This is a genomic window from Teichococcus oryzae, assembly GCF_008386565.1.
In the GTDB taxonomy this organism is placed as follows: domain Bacteria; phylum Pseudomonadota; class Alphaproteobacteria; order Acetobacterales; family Acetobacteraceae; genus Pseudoroseomonas; species Pseudoroseomonas oryzae.
Map to the genome: position 1 here is coordinate 101681 of NZ_VUKA01000001.1, position 23800 is coordinate 125480.

Below are 23800 nucleotides of genomic sequence, written 5' to 3' on the forward strand. Positions count from 1 at the left end.
GCGCAGCTTGCCAGCGCCCAAGGGAGCGCCACAATGCGGCATCGCGCAAGGGAGGCTTCGCCAGGGGCGAAGGCAGCCGGGGGCCGTCATGCATTTCGACCTCACCGATCTGCGGCTGTTCCTGGCCGTGGCCGAGGCCGGCAGCATCACCGCCGGGGCGGCGCGCTGCCATCTTGCGCTGGCGGCGGCCAGCGCCCGGCTGCGTGCCCTGGAGGCGGAATGCGGCGCGGCCCTGCTGCTGCGCGGGCGCCGCGGCATCCGGCTGACCGCGCCGGGGCTGGAAATGCTGCATCATGCCCGCCTGGTGCTGGGACAGGTCGCGGCCTTGCAGGCGGCGCTGGGCGGGGCAGGCGGTGCCCTGCGGGCCACCCTGCGGCTGCCGGCCAATGGCGCTGCCTGCGGCCTGTTCCTGCCCGATGCCCTTGCGGGCTTCCTGGCGGCGCATCCAGGGATCGACGTGGAAACCGAGGAGAAGCCAAGCCCCGCCGTGCTGCGGATGGTGGCGGGGGGATCGGCCGAGCTGGGCATCGCCGCGCATTGGGCGCTGGATGCGGCGCCGGGGCTCGCGGTTCTGCCGTTCCGCACCGACCGGCTGGTGCTGGTGCTGCCCCGCGGCCATGCCCTGGCGGCCTCCCGCCCGGTGGCGTTCGCGGAACTGCTGGACCAGCCCTGGATCGGGCTGGATGCCGCCTCGGCGCTGCAGGCGCATCTGGCCTGGCAGGCGGCGCGACTCGGCGGAAGGCCGCGGTTGCGCGCCCGCGCCGCCGGCTTCGATGCCGCCTGCCGCATGGTGGCGGCGGGGGCGGGCATCGCCATCCTGCCCGAAGCGGCGGCGCGGCCGCATCGCCGCGCGCTGTCCATCCGGCGGCTGGCCGAGGCCTGGGCCGTGCGGCAGCTTTGCCTGTGCCACCGCGTCGATCCCCCGCTCAGCGAGCCGGCGAGGCTGCTGCGCGACCACCTGCGGGAATGAAGCCCGGCCTCAGGCCTGCTTGATCTCGATCAGGGAGCGGCGGATCTTGCGGCCACGGCGGATGCGGTCCTCGATGAACTGCGTCTCGTTCCAGCGCACCGCCCGGCCCAGGGCATGCGCGTCCTCCGAGAAGCGGGCCAGCATCTCCAGCAGCGCTTCCCGGTTGTTGATGAAGATGTCGCGCCACATGTCCACGTCGCTGGAAGCGATGCGGGTGAAGTCGCGGAAGCCGGAGGCCGCGAATTTCAGCACCTGTTCCCGCGTTTCCTGCGCCAGGTCGTCGGCGGTGGAGCAGATGGTGAAGGCCAGCAGGTGCGGCAGGTGGGACACGATCGCCACCACCTTGTCATGCGTAACGGGGTCCATGCTTTCCAGCATGGCGCCGGCCCGGCGCCACAGCTCGGCGATCTTTTCCTGCGCGGCGGGCGGGGCTTCGGGCAGCGGCGTCAGGATGACGTAGCGGCCCTGGAACAGGGTCGGGAAGCCGGCATCGGGGCCGGAATGCTCCGTGCCGGCCATGGGATGGGCGGGCACCAGATGCACGCCTTCCGGCAGCAGGGGCAGCACGTCGCGCAGCACGGAGCCCTTGGTGGAGCCGGTGTCGGACAGCACCGCCCCCGGCGCCAGATGCGGCGCGATCTGTTCCATGATGCCGGCGAAGCTGCCGACGGGGGTGCACAGGATCACGCCATCGCAGCCCCGCACGGCCGTGGCGGCATCCACCTCGACAATGTCGGCCAGGTCCAGCTCCCGCAGCCGGGCTGCGACGCCCACGCCATGGTCGCAGGCCACCAGGGTGCGGGCGATGTCCCCGCGCTCCCGCGCCACCCGTGCGATGGAGGAGCCGATCAGCCCGAGCCCGATCAGGCAAAGCCGCTCGAAGATCGGCTCAGCCATGGGAGGTGCCTGGGGGCGGGGCGCCGAGCGCCTCGATCAGCAGCTGGCATTCATCGGCGGCGCCGACCGTGAAGCGCAGCGCCTGCGGCAAGCCGTAGCCGGCCATGCCGCGCACGATCAGCCCGCGCGACTTTAGCTTCGCGTCCACGGCCCGTGCGGCCTCGGTTGAGCCGAAATCGGCCAGAAGGAAGTTGGTGTGGCTCGGCCACACATCGCCCCCGGCGGCGCGCAGCGCGGCGGCGAGCTTGCCACGCCATTCGGCATTGTGGGCGACCGACTTCTCCACCCAGCCCGGCTCGGACAGCGCGCCGACGGCCGCGGCCATGGAGGCGCTGGCGACGTTGAACGGGCCGCGCACGCGGTTCAGCACGTCGATGATGTCGGCGGGCGCATAGCCCCAGCCGACCCGCATGCCGCCCAGCCCGAACACCTTGGAGAAGGTGCGCAGCATGATGGTGTTGCCGGCCGCGTTCACCAGCTTGTCGCCGGGGTCGTAGCCCGGCTCGGTGACGTATTCGGCGTAGGCGCTGTCCAGCACCAGCAGGATGTCGTCCCGCAGCCCGGCGCGCAGCCGCGCCACCTCGGCATTCGGCAGCAGGGCGCCGGTCGGGTTGTTGGGGTTGGTCAGGAAGACGATGCGGGTGCGCGGACCGGCGGCGGCGAGCATGGCGTCGATGTCGGCGACCGTGCCGCCATCGGGGCCCGGCTTCTCCGCCACCTTCAGCACGCGCGAGCCGATGGCGCGGCCGGAGATGTCGTACATCATGAAGCCATAGGCCGACATGATGAACTCGGTGCCTTCCCCGCCATAGGCGAGGCAGAGCAGCGAGATCAGCTCGTCCGAGCCATTGCCCGTGATGATCCGCGCGGGGTCGAGGCCGAAGCGGGCGCCCAGCGCCTCGCGCAGCGCGGTGGCGTTGCCGTCGGGGTAGCGGTGGGCTTCCCGGGCGGCACGGGTGATCGCCTCGATGGCGGCCGGGGGCGGGCCGAAGGCGCCCTCGTTGGAGGACAGCTTGATGATCCGGTTGACGCCCGGGATCTTCGACTCGCCGCCGACATAAGGATCGATCGACAGGATGGAGGGGCGCGGCGCAACACTCATCGCGGTTATTCTTCCGGCTCGGGCTCGGCATAGGTGCCGAGGATCTGCAGGCGGGGAAAGGGCAGGGCCGACAGGCGTGGCTCGTCATCCGGCAGATAGCCGGGCACCTCGGCCAGCGCCATGGGGGAGGGGGATTCGCGGCGGATCAACCAGCGCGGCGGCAGGCCGGCGGCTTCCAGGATGGCGGCGATGCGCGGGCGGGTATGCTCCGGCCCCGGCTCGATCCGCAGCAGGCTGCGGTCGCGGCCGGTGGGCTCGGGCACAAGCGTGGCGACGGCATAGGCCTGGGGCCGTGCATCCGGGGGCGCCAGGAAGGGCAGGGCCGCCACCACCCGCAGCCCCGGCGCTTCCATGCGCATCCACCAGGCGGGCTCGGGCTGCTCGGCCTCGTCGGGGGCGGGCAGCACGGCGACGGCGGTCTCGCCGCCCGCGACGCTGGCCAGGGCGCGGAACGGGGTGGGATAGGCCTTCAGCGGCGTCAGCAGGCCGAAATGCGCCCGGGCCATGCGGCTGGCGACGCAATCCGCGCCGCCGGCATCGGGCACGGCGATGGTGAAGCGGCCCTGCTGCGCCAGGGAGGCGGCGATGATCTCGCGCCATAGCCGGACAATGGCCGCCCGCGCCATGGCGCCCCGGTTGCGCTGCAGGAGGCGGCGCAGGATCAGCGCCTCGCGCCCCGGGCGGAAGGTCGGCGCGCCGCCCTTCAGCCGCGCCGACGCCATATGCGCCACGAGGTCGGATCGCCGCATCAGCAGGTCGTGCAGGGCATCGTCGATGCGGTCGATCTCGACGCGCAGGGAGGCCAGGTCGGTGGGGGGCGGAGGGGTGGGTTGATCGGGCATGGCGGCGGCTCAGCAATAGAACCGCGGGGCTGCCACGCCAAGCGCCACCTTTCCGGCCGGGGCCCGGTTGCTCTACACATCGCACCGGCATGAACCAGGCGAAGCCCATTCTCCCCGAGCCGCACCTGTCCGAGACGGAGCACCAGCGCGCCCATTTCCCGGACGGGCTGGCGCTGGATTGCGGCGCCGTGCTGGCGCCGGTGGATGTTGCCTACCGCACCTATGGCCGGCTGAACGCCGGGCGCAGCAACGCCGTGCTGGTCTGCCATGCCCTGACCGGCGACCAGTACCTGGCGGAGCGGCACCCGCTCACCGGGCGCGGCGGCTGGTGGGAGGCGGTGGTCGGCCCCGGCAGGCCGATCGACACGGACCGCTTCTTTGTCATCTGCTCCAACGTGCTGGGCGGCTGCATGGGCACCACCGGGCCGCGCTCGGACATGCCGGGGGAAGGGCGGCCCTGGGGCACGGATTTTCCGTCCATCACCATCCGCGACATGGTGCGGGCGCAGAAGCTGCTGGTGGAGCATCTGGGGATCGACCGGCTACTGGCGGTGGTCGGCGGCTCGATGGGCGGCATGCAGGTGCTGGAATGGGCCGCGACCTTTCCCGGGATGGTGTTCGCCGCCGCCCCCATCGCCACGGCGCCGCATCATTCGGCGCAGAACATCGCCTTTGACGAGGTGGGCCGCGCCGCCATCCATTCCGACCCGGACTGGCGCGGCGGCCGCTACTGGGAGGAGCCGGGGCTGGTGCCGGCCAAGGGCCTGTCGGTGGCGCGCATGGTGGCGCACATCACCTACCTGTCCGAGCAGGCGCTGACCCGCAAATTCGGCCGCCGGCTGCGCGGCGCCTCGGCCCTGACCTTTCTGGAAGACGTGTTCGAGGTGGAAAGCTATCTCCGCCACCAGGGCAGCACCTTCGTGCGCCGCTTCGACGCCAATTCCTACCTCACCATCACCCGCGCCATGGATTACTTCGACCTGGCGGCGGAGCATGGCGGCGACCTGGCGGCCGCCTTCCGCAACACCCGCACGCGCTTCTTCGTCGCCTCCTTCTCCTCCGACTGGCTGTTCCCGACGGAGGAAAGCCGCACCCTGGTGCGGGCGCTGAACCAAGCGGCGGCCAATGTGTCCTTTGTCGAGATCACCTCGGATAAGGGGCATGACGCCTTTCTGCTGGACGAGCCGGAATTCCACGCCGCGCTGGGCGGCTTTCTGCGTGGCGCGGCGGAAAAGCTCGGCGTCTGATCAAGGCGGGCGTCACGCCGGATTGGCTTGTTGCCGGCCCCGGAGCCTGTGAGGATGCGCAGGCCGGCGCGCGGCACCGCGCCGGCGTCCAGCAAGGCGGCGCATCATGGCCAGTGAGCAGCCCGGACCCGGCCGCCTGTGGGCGACCGGCGAGGTGTATGAGCCCTATGTCGGCCGCTGGAGCCGGGTGGTGGCGGCGGAGTTCATCGGCCGCCTCGGCGTGGCGCCCGGCGCCCGGTGGCTGGATGTCGGCTGCGGCACGGGCGCGCTCAGCGCCGCCATCCTGGCGCGCCGCGCCCCGGCCCTGCTGGTCGGGATGGACCCTTCGGCGGGCTTCCTGGCCCATGCGCGGCGAAGCATGGCCGATCCGCGCACCTGCTTCCTGCGGGCGGAAGCGCAGGCTTTGCCTTTCAGGGATGGTGGCTTCGACGCGGTGGTGAGCGGGCTGGTGCTGAACTTCGTGCCGGACCCGCCCCGCGCCGTGGCCGCGATGCGCCGGGCTGTCCGCGCCGGCGGCACCGTTGCCGCCTATGTCTGGGATTACGCCGAAGGCATGCAGATGATGCGCCGCTTCTGGGACGCGGCGGCCGCCCTCGACCCGGATGGCGTCGCCGGACGTGACGAGGCGCTGCGCTTCGCCATCTGCCGCCCCGGGCCGCTGCGGGCCTTGTTCGGGGAGGGCGGCCTGCGGGACGTGGCGGTGGCGGAGATCGAGGTGCCGACGGTGTTCCGCGATTTCAACGATTACTGGGCGCCCTTCCTTGGCGGCCAGGCCCCGGCACCAGCTTATTGCATGGCGCTGCCGGAGGCGCGGCGCCTGCTGCTGCGGGAAAGGCTGCGCGCCACGCTGCCGGCCGGGCCCGATGGCCGCATCCCGCTTTCCGCCCGCGCCTGGACGGTGCTGGGCACCGTTCCCTGATCCATCCCACGAACGGTCAGGACAGCCCGGCCAGCCGCAACCCTTCCGCGTAATGCGCTCGGTCGGCCTCCTGCCGCAGCGGCGTGCGGCGCAGCGCCTTGGCGATGTCGAAATCCGGCTCGATCGCCAGCAGCTGCGCCCGCACGGCCGCGGCTTCCTCCGCGCGGCCCAGATGGCCGAGGGCGGAAAGATAGGTCTTGTAGGGATAGCTGAATTGCGGCCGCAGCGCGGTGCTGGCGCGGCCCACCGCCGCGGCTTCCTCGTGCCGGCGCAGCGACAGCAAGGGGATGCCCCGTGCCGCGTCGAAAAAGAAGGCATGCGGATGGCAGGGCGACAGGGCGGCGTAGCGGTCGAGCCGTTCCAGCGCCGCCTCGTGCCGGCCGCGATAGCTTTCGGCCATGCCGGAGAACACCCAGGCCATGGCCAGATTGGGGTTCAGCGCCAGGGCGCGGGCATGCAGCGCCGCCGCCGCCTCCATCTCGTGGTGCAGGAAGGCGCGCACATGGCCGTGGATGGTCAGCGCCTGGGCGTCCAGCGGATCCAGGGCGCTGGCCCGTTGCGCCAGCCGCTCGGCCTCGCGGGTGCTGGCGGCCTCGTCCGCGGCCCAGCCCTGGCCGACCAGGAACAGGTGCCAGTAGGCGTGCCAGGCATGGGCCTGGGCGTAATCGGGCTCCATCGCCGCGGCCTCGGCCAGCCATCGCCCTGCCTGGAGGAAGCTGGCGCGGTCCAGGCGGTGGATCGCCGGGATGGCGCGCAGCAGCAGGTCATAGGCGCCGCTCTGCGCCGGGCGGGCCACGGCGCGGTTGGCCTCGATCAACAGGATCTCGGGGTCGATGCGCGCCACCACGGCGGCGGCGACCTCGTCCTGCAAGGCCAGGAGGTCGCTGGCCGGGCGGTCGAAGCGCTGGCTCCAGACCAGCTCGCCGGTGTCCCGCAGATCGGCCAGGCGCAGCGTGACGCGCAGGGTGTCGCCGCCCCGCTGCACCGTGCCGCTCAGCAGGTAGTCGAGGCGCAGGGAGCGCGCCGCCGCCTCCGCCCCTTCCCGCTCCGCCTGTCCGGCGAGGGAAGTGGTGTCGGCCACGAACATCCAGCGGAAACGGGCCAGGGCCGTTCCGATCTCCTCCGCCAGCCCGATGCCCAGATGGGGGGCGATGCCTTCGCCCAAGGGCAACAAGGGAATGATGCCAAGGCGCGCGCCGCGCTGCGCCGGGCGGGGCGGGGCGGGCCTGGGCGGCGGCGGCCCGGCCTCGGACCGGAGGGCTTCGGCCAGGGCTTCCGTTTCGGGGGAGGGAGCGATGCCGAAGCGGCGCTGCATCAGGTCGCGGCAGGCTTCATAGGCGGCATAGGCGCCGGCACGGTCGCCGCGGTCCAGCCGCAGGCGGATCAGGGCGCGCCAGCCGGCCTCGCGTGCCGGATCGATGCGCAACAAGCGTTCCGCGGCATCCAGCGCCGCCTCGGGCGTGGCCGCCTGGTCGAGCAGGGCGGTGGCACGGCCCGCGGCGGCGGCGCGCAGCATTTCACGCTGTTCCGACAGCCAGGCATCGAAGGCGGGGTCCAGATCCTCCAGATCCGGCAGCAGGGGCGCGCAAAGCAGGTCGAGTGCCGCAGGGCCGGCATCCGGGCGGCGCGCCGCCATGGCATCCACCCACACCCTGTCCGCCGGCAGCAGCACGCTGTCGCGGGTGGCCTGCAGCAGCGGGGCGCCAACGGGCGCCAGGGCTGTTTGCAGTTCATGCAGGGCCTGGCGCAGGGAACCGCGCTGCTGCTCCACCCCCCGCCGCGACCACAGCAGGTCCGCGAGCTGGATGCGCGCCACCGGCTGCCCCAGCGACAGCGCCATCATCGCCAGCAACCCGCGTGCCTTGCGCGAGCGCGGCAGCACGGCCCGGCTGGAGGGTGCCCAGGCTTCCATGCTGCCAATCAATCCAAGGCGCAAAAGCGGGCCCGTGGGCGGAACTTCCGCCCACGGTGCCTCAGGCACGGAAATTTTTCCCGGCCCGGCCTCGGCCCACCGCATTCCGACCATGCGGCAAGCCTAGCTTATGCCGCGCCGCTGTCACCTGCCGAAGCGGCAGGAAGCGGCGCGGTCAGTCTTCCTCATCCATCAGCGGCAGGTTCCGGTTGCCCAGCGCCGGCTCCGCGGCCCGCAGGGCATCGCGCAGCCGGCGCTCGGCCCGCATCAGGTCAAACTCGATGAAGTCGCGGTCGATGGCTTCCGCCAGATCGTCCGGAACCTTGTCGAGCCGTGGTTGCAAAGCCCTGGCCCTGTCCCGGTGGGCCATCAGCCGGCGCGCCGCCGCGTAAACCTGGATCAGCCCGTCCATGCCCTGGCGGGGAAAGGCTGTGCTCTGCATATCGCCGCTGGTCATCGGGGCTTCCTGGTGGTTTCGCGTTCTGATGGAAGATTAGCGCTGGACTTCCGACCTTGCGCGTCATTGCCGCCAGCACATCGTCAAGCCCGCGTTAAAAAGCCGCGGAACGAAAGGCAGCCGAAAATCTGAAAATTATCCTTGATCAGGGCTGAAATAGGACTAAAAGCCTTATTGCCAAGGGCGGAGCCATGCCCTGGGTAATCCAACTTCCCTCCTCCCGCGCGATGCTCGCCAAACGCCCCGCCGCCCTTTTCCAGGGCCGCGGGGTGTTTGGCGTTCCGGCGCGGCCCTTCACGGAACTCCTTCCATGCACATCATTCACGCCCCCCTTCCGACCTTCATGCAGGGTGCGGTGGCCGATGCCGGGAGGCTGCGCCTCGGCACCGGGATGCGCCGCGCCGCCAGCCATCCCCCCATGCCGGCGGATATGCGGCCGGCACCAGGGCAGGGCGCGTCCGGGGCCGGTGCCTCCGGCGCGTTCCTGCCGCCGGCCGCCGTGGCCGATGCCGGGCGGGTCCGCTTCGGCGCCGGGATGCGCCGCGGCTGACATCCGGGCCGGGGCCAGCGCCCCGGCCATCCGAACCCCGCCGAAACGGACCTTCCGCATGGCCGATGCCATTCCCTGCGTCACCTTCCACCGCTTGATCGACACCGCGCCGTTGCCGGTGCGCGCTGATCGCGCCTGCCTCGGCAGCCTGCCGATCCGTGCCATGCGGCATTGCGACGCGGTGGCCAGCGCCGCCGGCTATGGCTGGCACATCCATGCGCCGATGGATTTCGACCTGCTTTGGGATGGCGGGCAGATCTGGTGGCACTGCGAGGGGTTGGAAACCTGGATGCCGCTCGGCGCCGCGCAATTCCCGCATTTCGCCGCCCGCTTCGACGCCGCCGCGCCGGAGGCCGTGCGCGGCTACGCGCCGCCCTTCCTGACCGCGTTGCAGGAGCCGGGGGTGGTGCAGGTCTGGACCGGCCTTGCTGCGCGCACCGCGCCGGGTTGGAGCCTGCTGCTGCGCCCCCTGGCCAATCTGCCGCGCCATCCCGCCTTTGAACCTTATGAGGGGCTGGTGGAGGCCGATCATTGGTTCGGCCCGTTGTTCACCAATATCCGCCTGACCCGCACCGGCATGCCGATCCCCTTCCGCCAAGCCGAGCCGCTGTTGCAGGCGCAGCCCGTGCCGCAGATCGCTTACTCCGATGCGCTGCTGTCCAGCGCCGGCGCCACGCAATCCCTGGAAGCGATGAGCGAGGCCGACTGGGCCGACTACCACCGCAACGTGGTTCTGCCGAACCAGGAGCAGGATCATCGCCCCGGCCGCTACGCGGCCGAGGCCCGGCGCCGCCGCAAGGGCGGAACCTGCCCCTTTCAGCCTGCCCGAACCCCGGCCTGAGCTTGAGTGTTCCTTGTATGTTCTTGACTTGGGGTGCGAATCGCCGCCAGTGTCTTCCTGAACGAAGGGGGAACAGGCATGCCGGATGGAAGCATGAGCGCCACCGTCTCCACCTTGCTGGAAGGTGCGCGCAAGGGCCGTGGTGCGACCGTCAACCCGCCTGTGCGCTTTGACCGGCTCGCCACCGAGGCATTCGACGATGGCTGGCAGACGCTGGAAGACAGCTTCGCCGACCTGCCGCCGCTGCCCACCACCCTGACGCGCGACTCGGCACGCAGCGCCATCGCCTGGAACAATTCCCCCGATATCGGCTTCGACCGGGCGGTGAACCCGTATCGCGGCTGCGAGCATGGCTGCATCTACTGCTATGCCCGGCCAAGCCATGCTTATCTCGGCCTGTCGCCGGGGCTGGATTTCGAAACCCAGCTTCTGTTCAAGCCCGAAATTGCGTCGCTGCTGGACAAGGAGCTGCGCAAGCCCGGCTATCAGGTGCGGCCGATCGCCCTCGGTTCCAACACCGATCCCTACCAGCCGGTGGAGCGGCAGCTGAAGCTGACCCGCGCCGTGCTGGAGGTGCTGGAGCGTTTCGGGCATCCCGTCACCATTGTCACCAAATCGGCCGGCGTGCTGCGCGATCTCGACATCCTGAAGCGGATGGCGGCGCGCAACCTGATCCGTGTCTGCCTGTCCATCACCACGCTGGACCCGAGGCTGGCGCGCATTCTGGAACCGCGCGCCGCTTCCCCCGAGCGGCGGTTGCAGGCGGTGCGCGCCCTGGCCGAGGCCGGCATCCCCACCGCCGTGCTGGCCGCCCCGATGATCCCCGGCGTCAACGACATGGAGCTGGAGCGCATCCTGGAGCGCGCCGCCAGCGCCGGGGCCACGCTTGCCGGCTATGTGCTGTTGCGCCTGCCGCTGGAGATCGCCCAATTGTTCGAATCCTGGCTGCGGACGCACATGCCCGACCGGGCGCAGCGTGTCCTGGCGCTGGTCCGGCAGACCAGGGGCGGCAAGCTGTATGACGGGGAATTTGCCCAGCGGATGACGGGCAGCGGCGCCTATGCCGAGATGCTGGCCAACCGCTTCCGCGTCGCCTCCCGGCGCCTGGGCTTCGAGCGCTGGGGGCAGGGAGCGCTGGATTGCGGCCAGTTCGCGGTTCCCGAGGGGGCGGGCGCGCAGCAGCAATTGTCGCTGTTCTGAAGCCTTATTGCAGGAAGCCGATCCAGCGCCCCGCCAGCACGGCGCCGGCCCAGCAAGCCAGCGACAGAACGGCGCCCAGCTTCAGCCTCATGCCGATCGCGCCGCCGTCCAGCGCCTGGCGCCAGGCGGCGGCGCGGTGCAGCGACAGGACGTTCAGCACACCCAGCGCCACCAGCGCCAGCTTCACCAGAAAGGCGGGGTTTTCGAGATAGGCCTGTGGCCGGGTGCTGAACAACAGGAAGCCGGTGGCCGCCGCCAGCAGCAGCCCGCCCGCCGCGACGCGCCAGAGCGGCGGCGCCAGCTGCTGCACCGGGCTGGCCCGGAACAATCCCAGGAGCCGCAGGTCCAGCGTGGCGATGGCCCCCACCAGGATGCCGAGGCCCAGGATATGGGCGGCGTTCACCAGCGGATAGGCGATGGTCGAGTTCCGCAGCAGCGCCGCCACCGGCCATTCCGCCAGCGCCCCGAGCATGCGGGGCTCAGCTGCCGCGGATGCGATCGGGATAGATGTCGTAGCTCTTGCCGCGCACCGAAACGCGCACCGCCTTCATCCGCTTCTCGCCGGCCTGGCTGGAACGGTTCCCGAGGGCGGTGATCTGGTCTCCGGCCTGGGCGGACTCCGCGGTGAAGCCGGCGCGGCGGGTTTGCGAGGGATTGCCCAGCTCAATGGTCCAGAGGCCATCCCGCGCGGTTTCCACCCGCAGGGTGGGATGCGGCTGGCCGATATAGATTTCACGGATGACGCCCGTCAGCTCGACCTGCTCCGCCTCGGCCCAGGACCAGCCATGATGGGCGGCGGCGAGGGTGGGGAGCAGCAAGGCGGGCGCCCCCGCCAGAACAGCGCGGCGGCGCAGAAGAAACGAAAGCATGGAGGCGGCTCCTGCTGGTTCCGAACGAACCTCAGGTAAGGCGGCCTCCGGAAAAACAAAGGCGGGACCATGACGGCCCCGCCCCGGACACATCACAGAATGCGCAGCCGGCCCAGGATGTAGCCAATCCCCGCCGCGATGGCGAGGGAGGTCAGCGGCTGCTCGCGGACATTGTCGCAAAGCTGGCCGACCATGTTCTCCGCCGTGCCGGCACCCTGGTTGTAGGCACCGCGCGCCCGGTATTCGTCATTGCCGGTCAGGACGCCTGCGGCTTCCTGCGCCCGGCCCAGACCTTCACGCGCGGCGCCGGTGACGCGGTTCTCGTCCATCGGGATCTCTCCTGTTTCCTTGCGCCGCTCAGGCTTTCCGGCGGCATGTCCGGCAAACGCCTCAGCCCGGGTTTGGATGCGTGGTTGCGTCATGCCGCCCCCCATGCTGCCTTGCCGCCCTCCATGAGCCAAGATCGCGACCCACCCAGCGCCCTTGTCGAGCCCCCCGCCTGGCTGCGGAGCGGTGCCCCTTCCGCCGTGCTGGCGGCGCTGCCGGGCAGCCGCGCCGTGGGCGGCGCCGTGCGCGATTCCCTGGCGGGCCGGCCCGTCCATGACGTGGACGTGGCCGCGCCCCTGCCGCCCGAGGCGATCGCCGCGCGGCTGCGCGAGGCCGGCCTCAAGGTGTTCGAGACGGGGCTGCAACACGGCACCGTCACCGCCGTGCTGAACCATGAGCCGGTGGAGGTGACCAGCCTGCGCCGCGACCTCGCCACCGATGGCCGTCACGCCACCGTGACCTGGACCGAGGACTGGCGGGAGGACGCCGCCCGCCGCGATTTCACCATCAACGCCCTGTCCATGGATGCGGAAGGGCGGCTTTGGGATTATTTCGGCGGGCGCGAGGATCTGGCCGCTGGCCGGGTGCGCTTCGTGGGCGACGCCGCGAAGCGCCTGGCGGAGGATTATCTCCGCCTGTTGCGCTTCTTCCGCTTCCAGGCCCGCTATGGCATCGGCGAGCCCGACCCGGTGGCCATGGCGGCGATCCGCGCCGCCGTGCCCGGACTGGCGCGGCTATCCGCCGAGCGCGTCTGGATGGAGCTGAAGCGGTTGCTGGAAGCGCCCGATCCGGTGCCCGCCCTGGAACTGATGGGCCAGGCCGGGGTGCTGGCCGCCGTGTTGCCGGAAGCGCGGCCGCTGGCGCCGCTGTCCCGCCTCGGGGAAGCCGATCCGCTGCTGCGCTTCGCGGTGCTGCTGGGTGCCGGTGGCCCGGAAGCCATCGCCGCCGATGGCGTCATCCGGCGCCTGCGCCTGTCGGGGGAGGAAGGCAAGCGGCTGCGCCTGCTGCTGGCCGGGCCGCCGCCCGATCCGGCGCTGGAAGGCGCCGATCTGCGCCGGTGGCTGGCCGACACCGCGCCCCGGGCCGCGCTGGATGCCGCCTTCGCCGCCGAGGCCCGGGATGGCCGCGACCGCGGCGCATTGCGGGCGCGGATCGCGGCCACCCCGGCCCCTGTTTTTCCGCTGCAAGGCCGGGACGCGGTGGCGCTGGGCATTCCGCCGGGGCCCGAGTTGGGCCGGGCGCTGGCGGTGGTGCGCCGATGGTGGTGGGAGGGGGGATGCACGGCATCCGCCGAATGCTGCCGCGCGAGGCTGAAGCACTTCGCTCCCGGCTGATCCCGGTTGCGATGGACGGATGAACGCAAAAAGGGCGCCACCCCTGAAGGAATGGCGCCCTTCCCGTAAGGGGAAGCGGTCAGTTCGCCATGCCGGTGGTCATGGCGTCCTTGCTGAAATGGCCGCACCAGTCGGTGGAGGACACCACCGGCCAAAGCCCATGGGCCTCGGCGCTGGGCTGGGTCACCGGCGGGTTGAACCGGCACAATCCTTCATCGCCATGGGCCTTGGCAGCATGGTTGTCGAAGAACTTGCACTTGGTGCAGGCGGCATCGGTGCTGTCAGCGAACGACATGTGCGTGGACTCCCCAATAAAGGAACGACAACTGTATAGCGCATGATAACCATGAATCGTTTCAAGAAAGCAAATCGCGGATTCAAGAAGCTTTCTGCAATTGATTTGCAATTACTTTAAACTGATAATCATTTGCAAGTATATGGTCCTGGCGAGGGCGTGGCGCCGGAAGCCGGCATGCGCCGTGCCCGCTTCCCCGCAGGCCCGATCCGCATTAAGCGCCGGGCATGGCCGCCCTTCCGCCTCCCGACACCACCCGCGCCCTGATCGTCCGGCTGTGGCGGCATTACGTGCGCCACCATCGCGGCGGCATCCTGCTGGCCCTGTTCTGCACCCTGGCGCTGGCCGGCTTCACCGCCCTGTACCCGGTGGTGATCCAGCAGGCCTTCGACCTGTTCACCGCCGGCGATGAGCGCATCGTCTGGCTGGTGCCGCCGGTGATCATCGTCATCACCGCGCTGAAATCCGCGGCGCAGTACGGCCAGGCGGTGTCCGTCCAGGCGGTGGTGCTGCGCGTCATCGAGCGGCTGCAGAACGACCTGTTCCGCGCTTATACCCGCGCCGACCTGGCGCAGGTGGCGCTGGAGGCGCCGGCCCGGGCCGCGGCCCGCTTCACCGCCGATGCCCAGGCGATCCGGGAAGCGCTCACCAAGGCGATCAACGCCCTGGCCGACGGGCTCACGGTGATCGGCCTAGCCGCCTCGATGATCTGGCTGGACTGGCAGATGAGCCTGATCCTGGCCTTCCTCTACCCCATCGCCGTGGTGCCGATCACGAAGCTCGGCAAGCGCATCCGCCGCGCCTCGGGCGGCATGCAGGAGCGGGTGGGGGAGGCGGCGGCGATGCTGACCGAAAGCTTCTCCGCCGCCCGCGTGGTCCGCACCTATGGGCTGGAGGAACAGGAGGAGCGCCGAGCGGCCGGCGCCTTTGCCGAGCTGCGCCGCGCGCTCCACACCATTGCCCGCACCCGCGCCAAGCTGGACCCGATCCTGGAGGCGCTGGGCGGCATCGCCGTGGCCGGCGTGCTGGCCTTTGTCGGATGGAAGGTCAGCACCGGGCGCGGCACGGTGGGCGAGTTCACCGGCTTCATCACCGCCCTGCTGATGGCGACCCGGCCGGTGCGCTCGCTCGGCTCGCTCAACGCCGCCCTGCAGGAGGGCCTAGGCGGGCTGATCCGGGTGTTCGCGGTGGTTGACCGCAGGCCCGCCATCGCCGCGCCCGCCGATGCGCCCGCCCTGCCGCCGGGTCCTGGCCGCGTCCGTTTCGAGGGGGTGGGCTTCCATTACGCCGGCACGCAGGCGGCGCTGTCCGGCCTGTCCTTCACCGCCGAGCCAGGCGAGACGGTGGCGCTGGTCGGCCCCTCGGGCGCCGGCAAATCCACGGCGCTGGCCCTGCTGCCGCGGCTTTACGACGTGACGGAGGGCCGCATCACCCTGGATGGCGCCGACATCCGGAGCGTGGCCCTCGGCAGCCTGCGCGCCGCCATCGCCTATGTCGGGCAGGATGCGGTGATCTTCGATGACACGGTGCTGGCCAACATCGCCTGCGGCCGTCCCGGTGCCGGTCCGGAGGCGGTGGAGGAAGCCGCCCGCGCCGCCGCCGCGCATGGCTTCATCGCGGCGCTGCCACAGGGCTATGGCACCGTGCTGGGGCCGGGCGGCTCACGCCTGTCGGGCGGGCAGCGGCAGCGCATCGCCCTGGCCCGCGCCCTGCTGCGCAACCCCCGCGTCCTGTTGCTGGATGAGGCCACCAGTGCCCTCGACGCCGAGAACGAGGCGGCCATCGGCCGGGCGCTGGCACGGCTGCGCCAAGGCCGCACCACCCTAGTGGTGGCGCATCGCCTGGCCACGGTAAAGGAGGCCGACCGCATCGTGGTGATGGAGGAAGGCCGCGCCACCGAAAGCGGGCGGCACCTGGAGCTGATGGGCCAGGACGGGCTGTATGCCCGCATGGTGCGTACCCAGGCCTTCGCGGCGGAATGAGCGGCGTTCAGCGGCTCCGTTGCTGCGCCTGGATGGCATCCAGCACCGCCTCGGGCGCGATGTCCTTCTTGACCTCGGTCAGCTCCGGGTCCGTCCCGGCCTCGATGCCGAGGCGCTCGGCGATGGCCGACAGGGTTTCCGCCAGCTTGGTCAGCTCATGCTCGGTCAGCAGGCTGATCTGCAGGGTCGAGATCGGCCCGCTGATCGGCGGCCGAGGCCATGCGGTTCTGGCTGATCAGCACGAATGTGGACAGGAAGATCGCTTCCACCGAGGCCACCATCGCTAGCACCACAAAGGAAGGGTCGAAGCGCGGCACCCCGGGCACGACGCCCAGATTCACCAGGATCCAGGCCCCGTACAGCGCCAGGTGCAGGTAAACGAAGCGCATGCTGCCGGTGAAGCGGGTGATGGCGTCCGCCACGCGGTCCTGCCGTGTCGCCGAGGCGGCTTCCTGCCGGCGGCGCGTCTCCAGCGCCTCGATGTTGCGGCGGAGGGAATGGCTGAGCCGCTCCGGCCTTGGCGGCGGAACGGTCGGGCTGGCGGATGTCATCGGCGGCGGCGCCTCCATGCGCCGGCGGCGGCCGACGGCTCACGGAGGAAAGAATGCCGCCGCGAAGGGCGCGGTTGCCGTGGCCCGTCAGCGGGGCCGCGTCATGTCGAAGCGGTTTTCCGGCGCGACGGCGGCATAGGCCGTCGGCCCGCCGGCGCGCAGCACCACGCCGCTGTTGAAGGTGTCATAGATGCCGTCCTTCAGCAGCGCCTTGCTGATATGCACCGCCACCACCTCGCCGATCACCAGCCAGCCCTTGGCGGGGCGGCCGTCATGGTACTTCAGGTCGATGATGTCGCTGACCTTGCACTCGAAGCTGACCGGGCTTTCCGCCACGCGCGGGGCGCCGATCAGCCGGGAAGGCGCCTTGCCCAGCCCCGCCAGCTCGAATTCGTCGGTGCCGTAGGGAACCGGGGCGCAGGTGGCGTTCATCTGCTCCGACAATTCGCGCGTCACCAGGCTCCAGGCGAATTCGCCGGTTTCGCGCGCATTGCGGAGGCTGTCCTTCTCAGTCCCCGTGGTGGAGAAGCCGACAATGGGCGGCGTGTAGCAGAAGGCGTTGAAGAAGCTGTAGGGCGCGAGGTTCAGCGACCCGTCGGCGCCGCGCGTCGAGATCCAGCCAATCGGGCGCGGCCCGACAATGGCGTTGAACGGATCATGCGGCAGGCCGTGGCCCTTGGCGGGTTCATAGAAATGGGTGTCGGCCATGCCGCGGTTCCTCCGGGTTTATTCGCGGCGCAGAATGCCATCCACCAGCCGATCCGCCCAGGCGCGGCTGCGGAAGGCGCCCCGCAGCGCGTCCTCGTCATAATCGTCCCGCACCCAGTCCAGGAACGGCTTGGCGCCGTGCGCCCGGGTGAAGCGGGCATATTCCTTGAAGAAGGCATCGAGGATGCCGGTCTTGGAGGAGGAAACATGGCCATGCCGCCAGGAAAGCTGGCGCATCGCCTCTTCCACCGGGCGGCCCTGCAGCATCAGCCACAGCCCGGCGGCGAGGCCGGTGCGGTCGGCACCGGACTTGCAATGGATCAGCACCGGCTCCGGCAGGTCGCGGAAGATGCCGGCCAGCCGCAGGATGCGGTCCTTGTGCGGCGCGCCGCGCGATTCCAGCGGCGCGTCCACATGCTCCAGCCCCAGCGTCGCCGCCATGGCACGGCCGAGCGCGTCGGAGCCGCAGGTTTCCCGGTGGCCGCGCAGGTTGATGATGGAGCGGATGCCGGCCCGCTCCACCGCCAGCCGCATCTGCCTCGGGCTTGGGTGGTTGGAGCGGTAGAGCCGCCCTTTCTCCACCACGCCCCAGTTGCGCCAGCCGAGGCGCAGCACGGCGTGGTCCACGAACAGGCTGTTGAACCAGGCGGCGCGGCGCCCGGCAGGGGAGGAAAGGTCGTGCGGCACGCACAGGGTATGGCGAGGCGGCGGCGCCCCCGCAAGGAGGCGCCGGCCGCCCTGGCGCTCAATCCGCCCGCGCGCCCGACACCCGCACCGCTTCTTCCCACATCGGCCGCTCCGTCTTGCCGCGCGCCGCCGCATCCTCCGGCGTGGACCAGAGCGGCAGGCCGCCCGCCTTCAGGAAGCGCTCCCGCACGGCATCGTTCGCCGCCACATCCTTCAGCGCCGCGTTCAGCCGGTCGATCACCGGGCGCGGCGTGCCGGCCGGGGCCACGAAGGCGCCCCAGGAGGTGATCACGAAATCCTCCATCCCGGCCTCGGCCATGGTGGGCACGTCGGGCAGGGTGGGCCAGCGCTGCGCGCTGGTCACCGCCAGCGCCCGCATCCGCCCTTCCTGGATCACCGGGATATAGGAGGCGAGGTTGTCGATGGCGAAGGTGACGTCGCCGGACAGCATGGCGGGGATGGTCTGCGCCGCGCCGCGGAACGGCACATGGGTGGCGTCCAGCTTCAGCCGGTTGCGGAAGATCTCGCCCGACAGGTGCGGCGTGGTGCCGACGCCGGGCGAGCCGAAGGATACGCCGCCCCGCCGCTGCCGCGCCCAGGCGATGAAATCCTGCAAGGTGGTGGCGGGCACATGCTGGGTCGCCACCACGACGACATTGGGGAATTCCCAGGTCAGCGACACGGGCTGGAAGTCCCGGTCGATGTTCCAGGGCATGTCCCGGTACAGGAACTGGTTGATGGCGAAGTGGCCGATGGTCGCGGCCCCGAAGGTGTAGCCATCGGCCGTCGATTTCGCCACCGCGTCCATGCCGATATTGCCGCCGGCGCCGGGCCGGTTCTCCACCACGAAGGTCTGGCCCAGCGATTGCTGCAGCCTTTCGCAGATCAGGCGGGTCAGCAGGTCGGTGGAGCCGGCGGGCGGATAGGGCACGATCATCCGCACCGGCCGCGTGGGCCAGGACGGCTGGGCGCCGGCGCCGCTGGCGGCCAGGGCGGCAAGGCCGGGCAGGGCACCGAGCAGGCAGCGACGTGTGGCCATGAACGAGATCCTCCGAAGTGTTTTTGTGTCCGGAGGAGCATGGCGGATGGCCGCGGCCACGGCCAGCCCGCCCATGTGCCTTATAAGGGTGGCAGCAGCATGGTGGTGGACGCGCCCCCTGCCGCCGAGTGGGCGCCGCGCGGGCAGCCCGGCCCGCCATGGCCGGGCGCGGGCGATCAGGGCCAGCGCACCTCGGGCGGCAGCGACATCAGGATCGCTTCCACATTGCCCCCGGTCTTCAGCCCGAACAGCGTGCCGCGGTCGTGCAGCAGGTTGAACTCGACATAGCGGCCGCGCCGGACCAGCTGGTGCTCGCGCTCCGCTTCCGTCCAGGGCTCGTGCATGCGGCGGCGGATGATGGCGGGATAGGCCGAAAGAAAGGCCTCGCCCACATCGCGGGTGAAGGCGAAATGGTCGTCGAGCCGCTGGCCCTCCGCCTCGTCGCGGCCAAGCCAGTCATAGAAGATGCCGCCCAGCCCGCGCGGCTCGTTGCGGTGGGGCAGAAAGAAGTACTCGTCGCACCAGGCCTTGAAGCGGGGGTAGTAGGCCGGGTCGTGCCGGTCGCAGGCGGCCCGGAAGGCGGCGTGGAAGCCTTCGCCATCGGCCAGCGACTCGGGCGCGTCCATCCGCATCGGCGTGAGGTCGCCGCCGCCGCCGAACCAGGAGCGGCGGGTGGTGATGAAGCGGGTGTTCATGTGGGCCGCGGGCACCCGGGGGGAGCGCATATGCGCCACCAGGGACACGCCGGTGGCCAGAAAGCGCGGATCTTCCTCCGCCCCGGGGATCTGCCGGCGGAATTCCGGGCTGAACTCGCCCCAGACGGTGGAAACATTGACCCCCACCTTCTCGAACACCCGGCCCTTCATCACCGACATCACGCCGCCGCCGCCGCCCGGGCGGTCCCAGGCGGTGCGGACGAAGCGGCCGGCCGGAAGGCCGGCATGCGGGCCGGCGACCAGCTCGTCCTCGATGGCCTCGAAGCTGGCGCAAAGGCGGTCCCGCAGCGACTCGAACCAGGCCCGGGCAGGGGCGACCAGGCGGTGATCCGCAGGGGAGGAGGCAGGAGCTTCGGGCATGGCGGTCCTCGCGCGGGCGCCCCGACGGCGCCCGGAGGGGGCTAACCCGCCCGTCCGGCCGCCGCAAGCCAGGGGAAACGCGGCATTGCGGCACCGCGCCGAAGGGCGGCGATTGCCTCCATGTCGGGGGTGCCCTTATATGTCGCCGGCGCATAGATCGCCGTGGCTTCACGCAGAGTAGCGTGCTGCCGCGCACGGTGCAGCGTCACCGCGATTGCGGTCTAACATCAGCGGCGCATCCGCCTGTCCGTTTCTGGACGCGCCGCAAAAAGGGACGATGAGGCATGGCTGATACGCTTGCGCCCACCAGTTCCCCGGACATGGGGGATCCCCATGGGCCTGAACAGGGGACGAAGCGGGACTTTCTGAAACTGGTGACCGGGTCCTTCGCGGCTGTCGGCGTAGGGGCCATTGCCTGGCCCTTCATTGCGTCGATGAACCCCGCCAAGGACGTCCTGGCGCTGGCCAGCACTGATGTGACGCTGGATCACATCGCGGAGGGCCAGGCGGTCACCGTGATGTGGCGCGGCAAGCCCGTCTTTGTCCGGCACCGCACCGCGCAGGAGATCCAGGAAGCCAAGGCCGTGCCGCTCGGTGAGCTGCGCGACCCCGCCCCGGACCAGGAACGCGTCCAGCGTGAGCCCTGGCTCGTCGTGGTCGGCGTCTGCACCCATCTGGGCTGCGTGCCGCTGGGCCAGAAGACGACCGATCCGCGCGGCGATTTCGGCGGCTGGTTCTGCCCCTGCCATGGCAGCCACTACGACACGGCCGGCCGCATCCGCCGTGGCCCCGCGCCGACCAACCTCGCCGTTCCGGAGTACGAGTTCCGCTCCGACACCCAGATCCGCATCGGCTGAGGACCAGACACCATGGCATCCGGCCTGCACGACAGCACCATTCAGAATCCCGTTATCCGGTGGATCGACCAGCGCCTGCCGGTCTTCACCATGATGCAGAAGGAGTACGGCTCCTTCCCGACGCCCCGGAATTTCAACTATCTGTGGAATTTCGGTGCCCTGGCCTTGATCAACCTGGTGATCATGATCGTCACCGGCATCTTCCTGGCCATGAACTACACGGCGCATACCAGCATGGCCTTCGACAGCGTCGAACGCATCATGCGCGACGTGAACTATGGCTGGCTGATCCGCTACGTCCACATGAACGGCGCCTCGATGTTCTTCATCGTGGTGATGGTCCATATCTGGCGGAACCTTTACTACGGCTCCTACAAGGCCCCGCGCGAGCTGCTGTGGATCTTCGGCGTCGTCATCTTCCTGCTGATGATGGCCACCGCCTTCATGGGCTACGTGCTGCCCTGGGGGCAGATGTCCTTCTGGGGCGCGACGGTCATCACCAACCTGTTCTCGGCCATTCCGCTGGTCGGCGACAGCATCGTGACGCTGCTCTGGGGCGGCTTCTCCGTCGACAACCCGACGCTGAACCGCTTCTTCTCGCTCCATTACCTGCTGCCCTTCGTGATCGCGGGCGTGGTGTTCCTGCACGTCGCCACGCTGCACATCACCGGCTCCAACAACCCGCTGGGCATCGAGCCCAAGGGCCCGCAGGACACGCTGCCCTTCCACCCGTACTACACGGCCAAGGACAGCGTCGGCATCATCGCCTACTTCATCGTCTTCGCGGTTCTGGTGTTCTTCACGCCGAACTACCTGGGCCATACCGACAACTACATCCCGGCCAACCCGCTGGTGACGCCCGCGCATATCGTGCCGGAATGGTACTTCCTGCCCTTCTACGCCATTCTGCGCGCGGTGCCGGACAAGCTGGGCGGCGTGCTGCTGATGTTCGGCGCCATCGCCGTGCTGTTCGTGCTGCCCTGGCTGGACCGCTCCCCGGTGCGTTCCATGCGCTTCCGGCCCATCGCCAAGTGGGCGCTGATGCTGTGGGGCATCAACTTCTTCGTTCTGATGTGGGCGGGCGCCATGCCGGCCGAGGGCATCTACGTCACCATCGCCCGCCTCTCGACCGCCTATTACTTCGCCTACTTCCTGGTGATCCTGCCGCTGCTGGCCAAGATCGAGCGGCCGCTGCCGCTGCCGGAAAGCATCAGCCATGCCGTGCTGCGTGGCGGGGGGCGTTTGCATGGGGCCGCCGCCACGGCCAAGCCGATGGAGAAGGCGTGATGCGCGTGACCACCCTGAAGGCGGCGATCCTCGCCGCCGCCCTGTCGCTCGGCCTCGCTTCGCCGGCGGCCCGGGCGGCCGAGTCGGGCGCCGAGATCCCGAACACCAAGTTCAGCTTCGACGGGCCCTTCGGCACCTTTGACCGTGGCGAGCTGCAGCGTGGCTTCCAGGTCTACAAGGAAGTCTGCGCCGCCTGCCATTCCATGCACCTGCTGTCGTACCGCAACCTGCGCGACATCGGCCTGTCGGAAGCGGAGGTGACGGCCATCGCCGCCTCCTACCAGATCCCCGACGGCCCGAACGACAATGGCGAGATGTTCGAGCGGCCGGGCCGTCCTTCCGACCGCTTCCGCCGCCCCTTCGCCAATGACGCGGCGGCGCGTGCCGCCAACAACGGCGCCCTGCCGCCCGACCTGTCGGTGATCGTCAAGGCCCGCCAGGGCGGCGCCGACTACATCAAGGCGCTGCTGACCGGTTACGAGGACCCGCCGGAAGGCGTCACGCTGATGGAGGGGATGTACTACAACAAGTACTTCGCCGGCCATCAGATCGCCATGGCGCCGCCGCTGACCGGCGACGGCCAGGTGCAGTGGGGTGACGGCACCGCGGCGACGGTGGACCGCATGGCGCATGACCTCACCGCCTTCCTCGCCTGGGCGTCAGAGCCGGAATCGGAAACCCGCCGCGCCATGGGCGTGCGGATCATCCTGTTCCTGGTGGTCCTGGGCGGCCTGACCTATGCGGTGAAGCGCAAGATCTGGGCGCGCGTCCACGGCGACCCGATCACCTGACAATCTCGCGGCCGCCGCTTGCGGCCGGCCGCGTCCTGCTTCAAGGACTGCCCTGGCAACGCCGCCGGGACCGGTCCCTGCCATTAAGGGCTGCCTCCACCGGGCGGCCCTTTTTCGTATCGGGAGCGCACCGCATGAGCGACATCATCGAACCCGTGATTGGCCTGATCGGCGGTTCCGGCCTGTATGACATTGACGGGCTGGAGGAGCGCGAATGGCGCCGGATCGAGTCCCCCTGGGGGGAGCCTTCGGATGAGCTGTTGTTCGGCCGCCTCGAAGGGGTGCGGGTGGTCTTCCTGCCCCGACATGGCCGTGGCCACCGCATGCCGCCCTCGGCGCTGAACTACCGCGCCAATATCGACGCCATGAAGCGCGCCGGCGTGACCGAGATCCTGTCGATCTCCGCTGTCGGCTCCCTGAATGGCGACCTGCCGCCAGGGCATTTCGTGATTGTCGACCAGTTCATCGACCGCACCTTCGCCCGCCAGAAATCCTTCTTCGAGACGGGCTGCGTGGCGCATGTGTCGGTGGCGCATCCGGTCTGCCCCCGCCTCGGCGACGCGGCGGAAGAAGCGGCGCGCCGGATCGGACTGAATCACAAGCGCGGCGGCACCTATCTGGTGATGGAAGGCCCGCAATTCTCCACCAAGGCCGAGAGCGAGCTGTACCGCGCCTGGGGCTGCGATGTGATCGGCATGACCAACATGCCGGAAGCCAAGCTCGCCCGGGAAGCCGAGCTTTGCTACGCGACCATCGCCATGGTCACCGATTTCGATTGCTGGCACCCGGACCATGACCACGTCACCGTGGATGCGGTGGTCAAGGTGATGCACGCCAATGCGGACCGGGCCAAGGCCCTGGTCAAGACGGTGGTGCCGATGCTGGGAGCGAGGCGTGGCCCTTGTCCCGCGGGCTGCGACCGGGCGCTGGAATACGCGCTGGTCACCCCGCCGGAAAAGCGCGACCCGGCGCTGATGGCCAAGCTCGACGCCGTTGCCGGGCGGGTGCTGGCGGGCTGAACCGAGCGGGGGCGGCCGGCCGCGCTTGTTGCGGCGGCCGC

Annotated in this window: 26 protein-coding genes; 12 read left to right on the top strand and 14 right to left on the bottom strand. The window is 70.3% G+C overall.

Annotated elements, in window-relative coordinates:
* Positions 1–88: 88 nt before the first annotated feature.
* On the top strand, positions 89–970 hold the full coding sequence (locus F0Q34_RS00450; RefSeq protein ID WP_149810177.1) for a LysR family transcriptional regulator: 882 nt from the start codon (positions 89–91) through the stop codon (positions 968–970).
* 9 nt (positions 971–979) lie between these two features.
* Here the strand turns inward: F0Q34_RS00450 and F0Q34_RS00455 are convergent, their stop codons facing one another.
* From F0Q34_RS00455 to F0Q34_RS00465, 3 genes are read right to left on the bottom strand one after another with little or no spacing between them, the layout of a single operon-like run.
* The gene (locus F0Q34_RS00455; protein ID WP_149810178.1) at positions 980–1867 is read right to left on the bottom strand and encodes a prephenate dehydrogenase/arogenate dehydrogenase family protein; all 888 of its coding nucleotides are present in this window, start codon (positions 1865–1867) and stop codon (positions 980–982) included.
* Positions 1860–2969, bottom strand: coding sequence for a histidinol-phosphate transaminase (hisC, locus tag F0Q34_RS00460; protein ID WP_149810179.1), 1110 nt, complete (start codon positions 2967–2969; stop codon positions 1860–1862). The genes F0Q34_RS00455 and hisC overlap by 8 nt, the downstream gene beginning before the upstream one ends.
* A 5-nt stretch (positions 2970–2974) precedes the next feature.
* Positions 2975–3811 (bottom strand): chorismate mutase, encoded by an 837-nt coding sequence (locus F0Q34_RS00465; protein ID WP_149810180.1) that lies wholly within the window; start codon positions 3809–3811, stop codon positions 2975–2977.
* A gap of 89 nt (positions 3812–3900) precedes the next feature.
* Between F0Q34_RS00465 and metX the strand changes: the two genes are divergently transcribed.
* Positions 3901–5058, top strand: coding sequence for a homoserine O-acetyltransferase MetX (gene metX / locus F0Q34_RS00470; protein ID WP_149810181.1), 1158 nt, complete (start codon positions 3901–3903; stop codon positions 5056–5058).
* A gap of 106 nt (positions 5059–5164) precedes the next feature.
* The gene (locus F0Q34_RS00475; RefSeq protein ID WP_149810182.1) at positions 5165–5977 is read left to right on the top strand and encodes a class I SAM-dependent methyltransferase; all 813 of its coding nucleotides are present in this window, start codon (positions 5165–5167) and stop codon (positions 5975–5977) included.
* A gap of 16 nt (positions 5978–5993) precedes the next feature.
* On the opposite strand, the gene F0Q34_RS00480 is transcribed toward F0Q34_RS00475, so the two are convergent.
* Positions 5994–7889, bottom strand: coding sequence for a BTAD domain-containing putative transcriptional regulator (locus F0Q34_RS00480; RefSeq protein WP_149810183.1), 1896 nt, complete (start codon positions 7887–7889; stop codon positions 5994–5996).
* Positions 7890–8064: 175 nt separating this feature from the next.
* The gene (locus F0Q34_RS00485) at positions 8065–8346 is read right to left on the bottom strand and encodes a hypothetical protein (RefSeq protein ID WP_149810184.1); all 282 of its coding nucleotides are present in this window, start codon (positions 8344–8346) and stop codon (positions 8065–8067) included.
* A 310-nt stretch (positions 8347–8656) separates the two neighbouring features.
* On the opposite strand from F0Q34_RS00485, the gene F0Q34_RS00490 reads away from it, so the two are divergent.
* The 3 genes from F0Q34_RS00490 (at position 8657) to F0Q34_RS00500 (ending at position 10937) form a co-directional block, all read left to right on the top strand.
* Positions 8657–8896, top strand: a complete 240-nt coding sequence (locus F0Q34_RS00490) for a hypothetical protein (RefSeq protein ID WP_149810185.1) — start codon at positions 8657–8659, stop codon at positions 8894–8896.
* 58 nt (positions 8897–8954) lie between these two features.
* Complete coding sequence (locus tag F0Q34_RS00495; protein WP_149810186.1) at positions 8955–9737, top strand: DUF6065 family protein; 783 nt, start codon at positions 8955–8957, stop codon at positions 9735–9737.
* 78 nt (positions 9738–9815) lie between these two features.
* A complete protein-coding gene (locus F0Q34_RS00500) occupies positions 9816–10937 on the top strand; it encodes a PA0069 family radical SAM protein (RefSeq protein WP_149810187.1) in 1122 nt (373 codons plus the stop codon).
* Positions 10938–10941: 4 nt separating this feature from the next.
* Here F0Q34_RS00500 and F0Q34_RS00505 read toward each other — a convergent pair whose 3' ends face one another.
* The 3 genes from F0Q34_RS00505 to F0Q34_RS00515 form a co-directional block, all read right to left on the bottom strand.
* The gene (locus tag F0Q34_RS00505) at positions 10942–11409 is read right to left on the bottom strand and encodes a DUF6644 family protein (RefSeq protein WP_149810188.1); all 468 of its coding nucleotides are present in this window, start codon (positions 11407–11409) and stop codon (positions 10942–10944) included.
* A gap of 7 nt (positions 11410–11416) precedes the next feature.
* A complete protein-coding gene (locus F0Q34_RS00510) occupies positions 11417–11806 on the bottom strand; it encodes a DUF6152 family protein (RefSeq protein WP_149810189.1) in 390 nt (129 codons plus the stop codon).
* Between the two features lie 92 nt (positions 11807–11898).
* Positions 11899–12135 (bottom strand): CsbD family protein, encoded by a 237-nt coding sequence (locus F0Q34_RS00515; protein WP_149810190.1) that lies wholly within the window; start codon positions 12133–12135, stop codon positions 11899–11901.
* A gap of 123 nt (positions 12136–12258) precedes the next feature.
* On the opposite strand from F0Q34_RS00515, the gene F0Q34_RS00520 reads away from it, so the two are divergent.
* On the top strand, positions 12259–13467 hold the full coding sequence (locus tag F0Q34_RS00520) for a CCA tRNA nucleotidyltransferase (protein WP_149810191.1): 1209 nt from the start codon (positions 12259–12261) through the stop codon (positions 13465–13467).
* A gap of 79 nt (positions 13468–13546) precedes the next feature.
* Here the strand turns inward: F0Q34_RS00520 and F0Q34_RS00525 are convergent, their stop codons facing one another.
* Entirely contained in the window at positions 13547–13762 is a 216-nt protein-coding gene (locus F0Q34_RS00525) for a hypothetical protein (RefSeq protein ID WP_149810192.1), read from the bottom strand.
* A gap of 227 nt (positions 13763–13989) precedes the next feature.
* On the opposite strand from F0Q34_RS00525, the gene F0Q34_RS00530 reads away from it, so the two are divergent.
* Positions 13990–15744 carry an ABC transporter ATP-binding protein gene (locus tag F0Q34_RS00530; protein ID WP_149810193.1) on the top strand — a complete coding sequence of 585 codons (1755 nt, stop codon included), beginning with the start codon at positions 13990–13992 and terminating at the stop codon, positions 15742–15744.
* A 155-nt stretch (positions 15745–15899) separates the two neighbouring features.
* On the opposite strand, the gene F0Q34_RS00535 is transcribed toward F0Q34_RS00530, so the two are convergent.
* From F0Q34_RS00535 to hemF, 5 genes are all read right to left on the bottom strand, one after another.
* Positions 15900–16295 carry a DUF1003 domain-containing protein gene (locus tag F0Q34_RS00535; protein WP_241665238.1) on the bottom strand — a complete coding sequence of 132 codons (396 nt, stop codon included), beginning with the start codon at positions 16293–16295 and terminating at the stop codon, positions 15900–15902.
* Between the two features lie 87 nt (positions 16296–16382).
* On the bottom strand, positions 16383–17003 hold the full coding sequence (locus tag F0Q34_RS00540) for a flavin reductase family protein (protein ID WP_149810194.1): 621 nt from the start codon (positions 17001–17003) through the stop codon (positions 16383–16385).
* Positions 17004–17021: 18 nt separating this feature from the next.
* Positions 17022–17690, bottom strand: coding sequence for a dual specificity protein phosphatase family protein (locus tag F0Q34_RS00545; RefSeq protein ID WP_241665239.1), 669 nt, complete (start codon positions 17688–17690; stop codon positions 17022–17024).
* Between the two features lie 58 nt (positions 17691–17748).
* Positions 17749–18729: a Bug family tripartite tricarboxylate transporter substrate binding protein gene (locus F0Q34_RS00550; protein WP_149810196.1), complete on the bottom strand. Its 981-nt coding sequence runs from the start codon at positions 18727–18729 to the stop codon at positions 17749–17751.
* A 176-nt stretch (positions 18730–18905) separates the two neighbouring features.
* A complete protein-coding gene (hemF, locus tag F0Q34_RS00555; RefSeq protein WP_149810197.1) occupies positions 18906–19805 on the bottom strand; it encodes an oxygen-dependent coproporphyrinogen oxidase in 900 nt (299 codons plus the stop codon).
* A gap of 320 nt (positions 19806–20125) precedes the next feature.
* Here hemF and petA point away from each other — a divergent pair, with 320 nt between their 5' ends.
* The 4 genes from petA (at position 20126) to F0Q34_RS00575 (ending at position 23759) form a co-directional block, all read left to right on the top strand.
* Positions 20126–20662 carry a ubiquinol-cytochrome c reductase iron-sulfur subunit gene (gene petA / locus F0Q34_RS00560; protein ID WP_456316231.1) on the top strand — a complete coding sequence of 179 codons (537 nt, stop codon included), beginning with the start codon at positions 20126–20128 and terminating at the stop codon, positions 20660–20662.
* A gap of 12 nt (positions 20663–20674) precedes the next feature.
* Positions 20675–21949: a cytochrome b gene (locus F0Q34_RS00565; protein ID WP_149810199.1), complete on the top strand. Its 1275-nt coding sequence runs from the start codon at positions 20675–20677 to the stop codon at positions 21947–21949.
* Complete coding sequence (locus F0Q34_RS00570; RefSeq protein ID WP_149810200.1) at positions 21949–22740, top strand: cytochrome c1; 792 nt, start codon at positions 21949–21951, stop codon at positions 22738–22740. Before F0Q34_RS00565 ends, F0Q34_RS00570 begins: the two co-directional genes overlap by 1 nt.
* A gap of 134 nt (positions 22741–22874) precedes the next feature.
* On the top strand, positions 22875–23759 hold the full coding sequence (locus F0Q34_RS00575; RefSeq protein WP_149810201.1) for an S-methyl-5'-thioadenosine phosphorylase: 885 nt from the start codon (positions 22875–22877) through the stop codon (positions 23757–23759).
* The last annotated feature ends 41 nt before the right edge of the window (positions 23760–23800 follow it).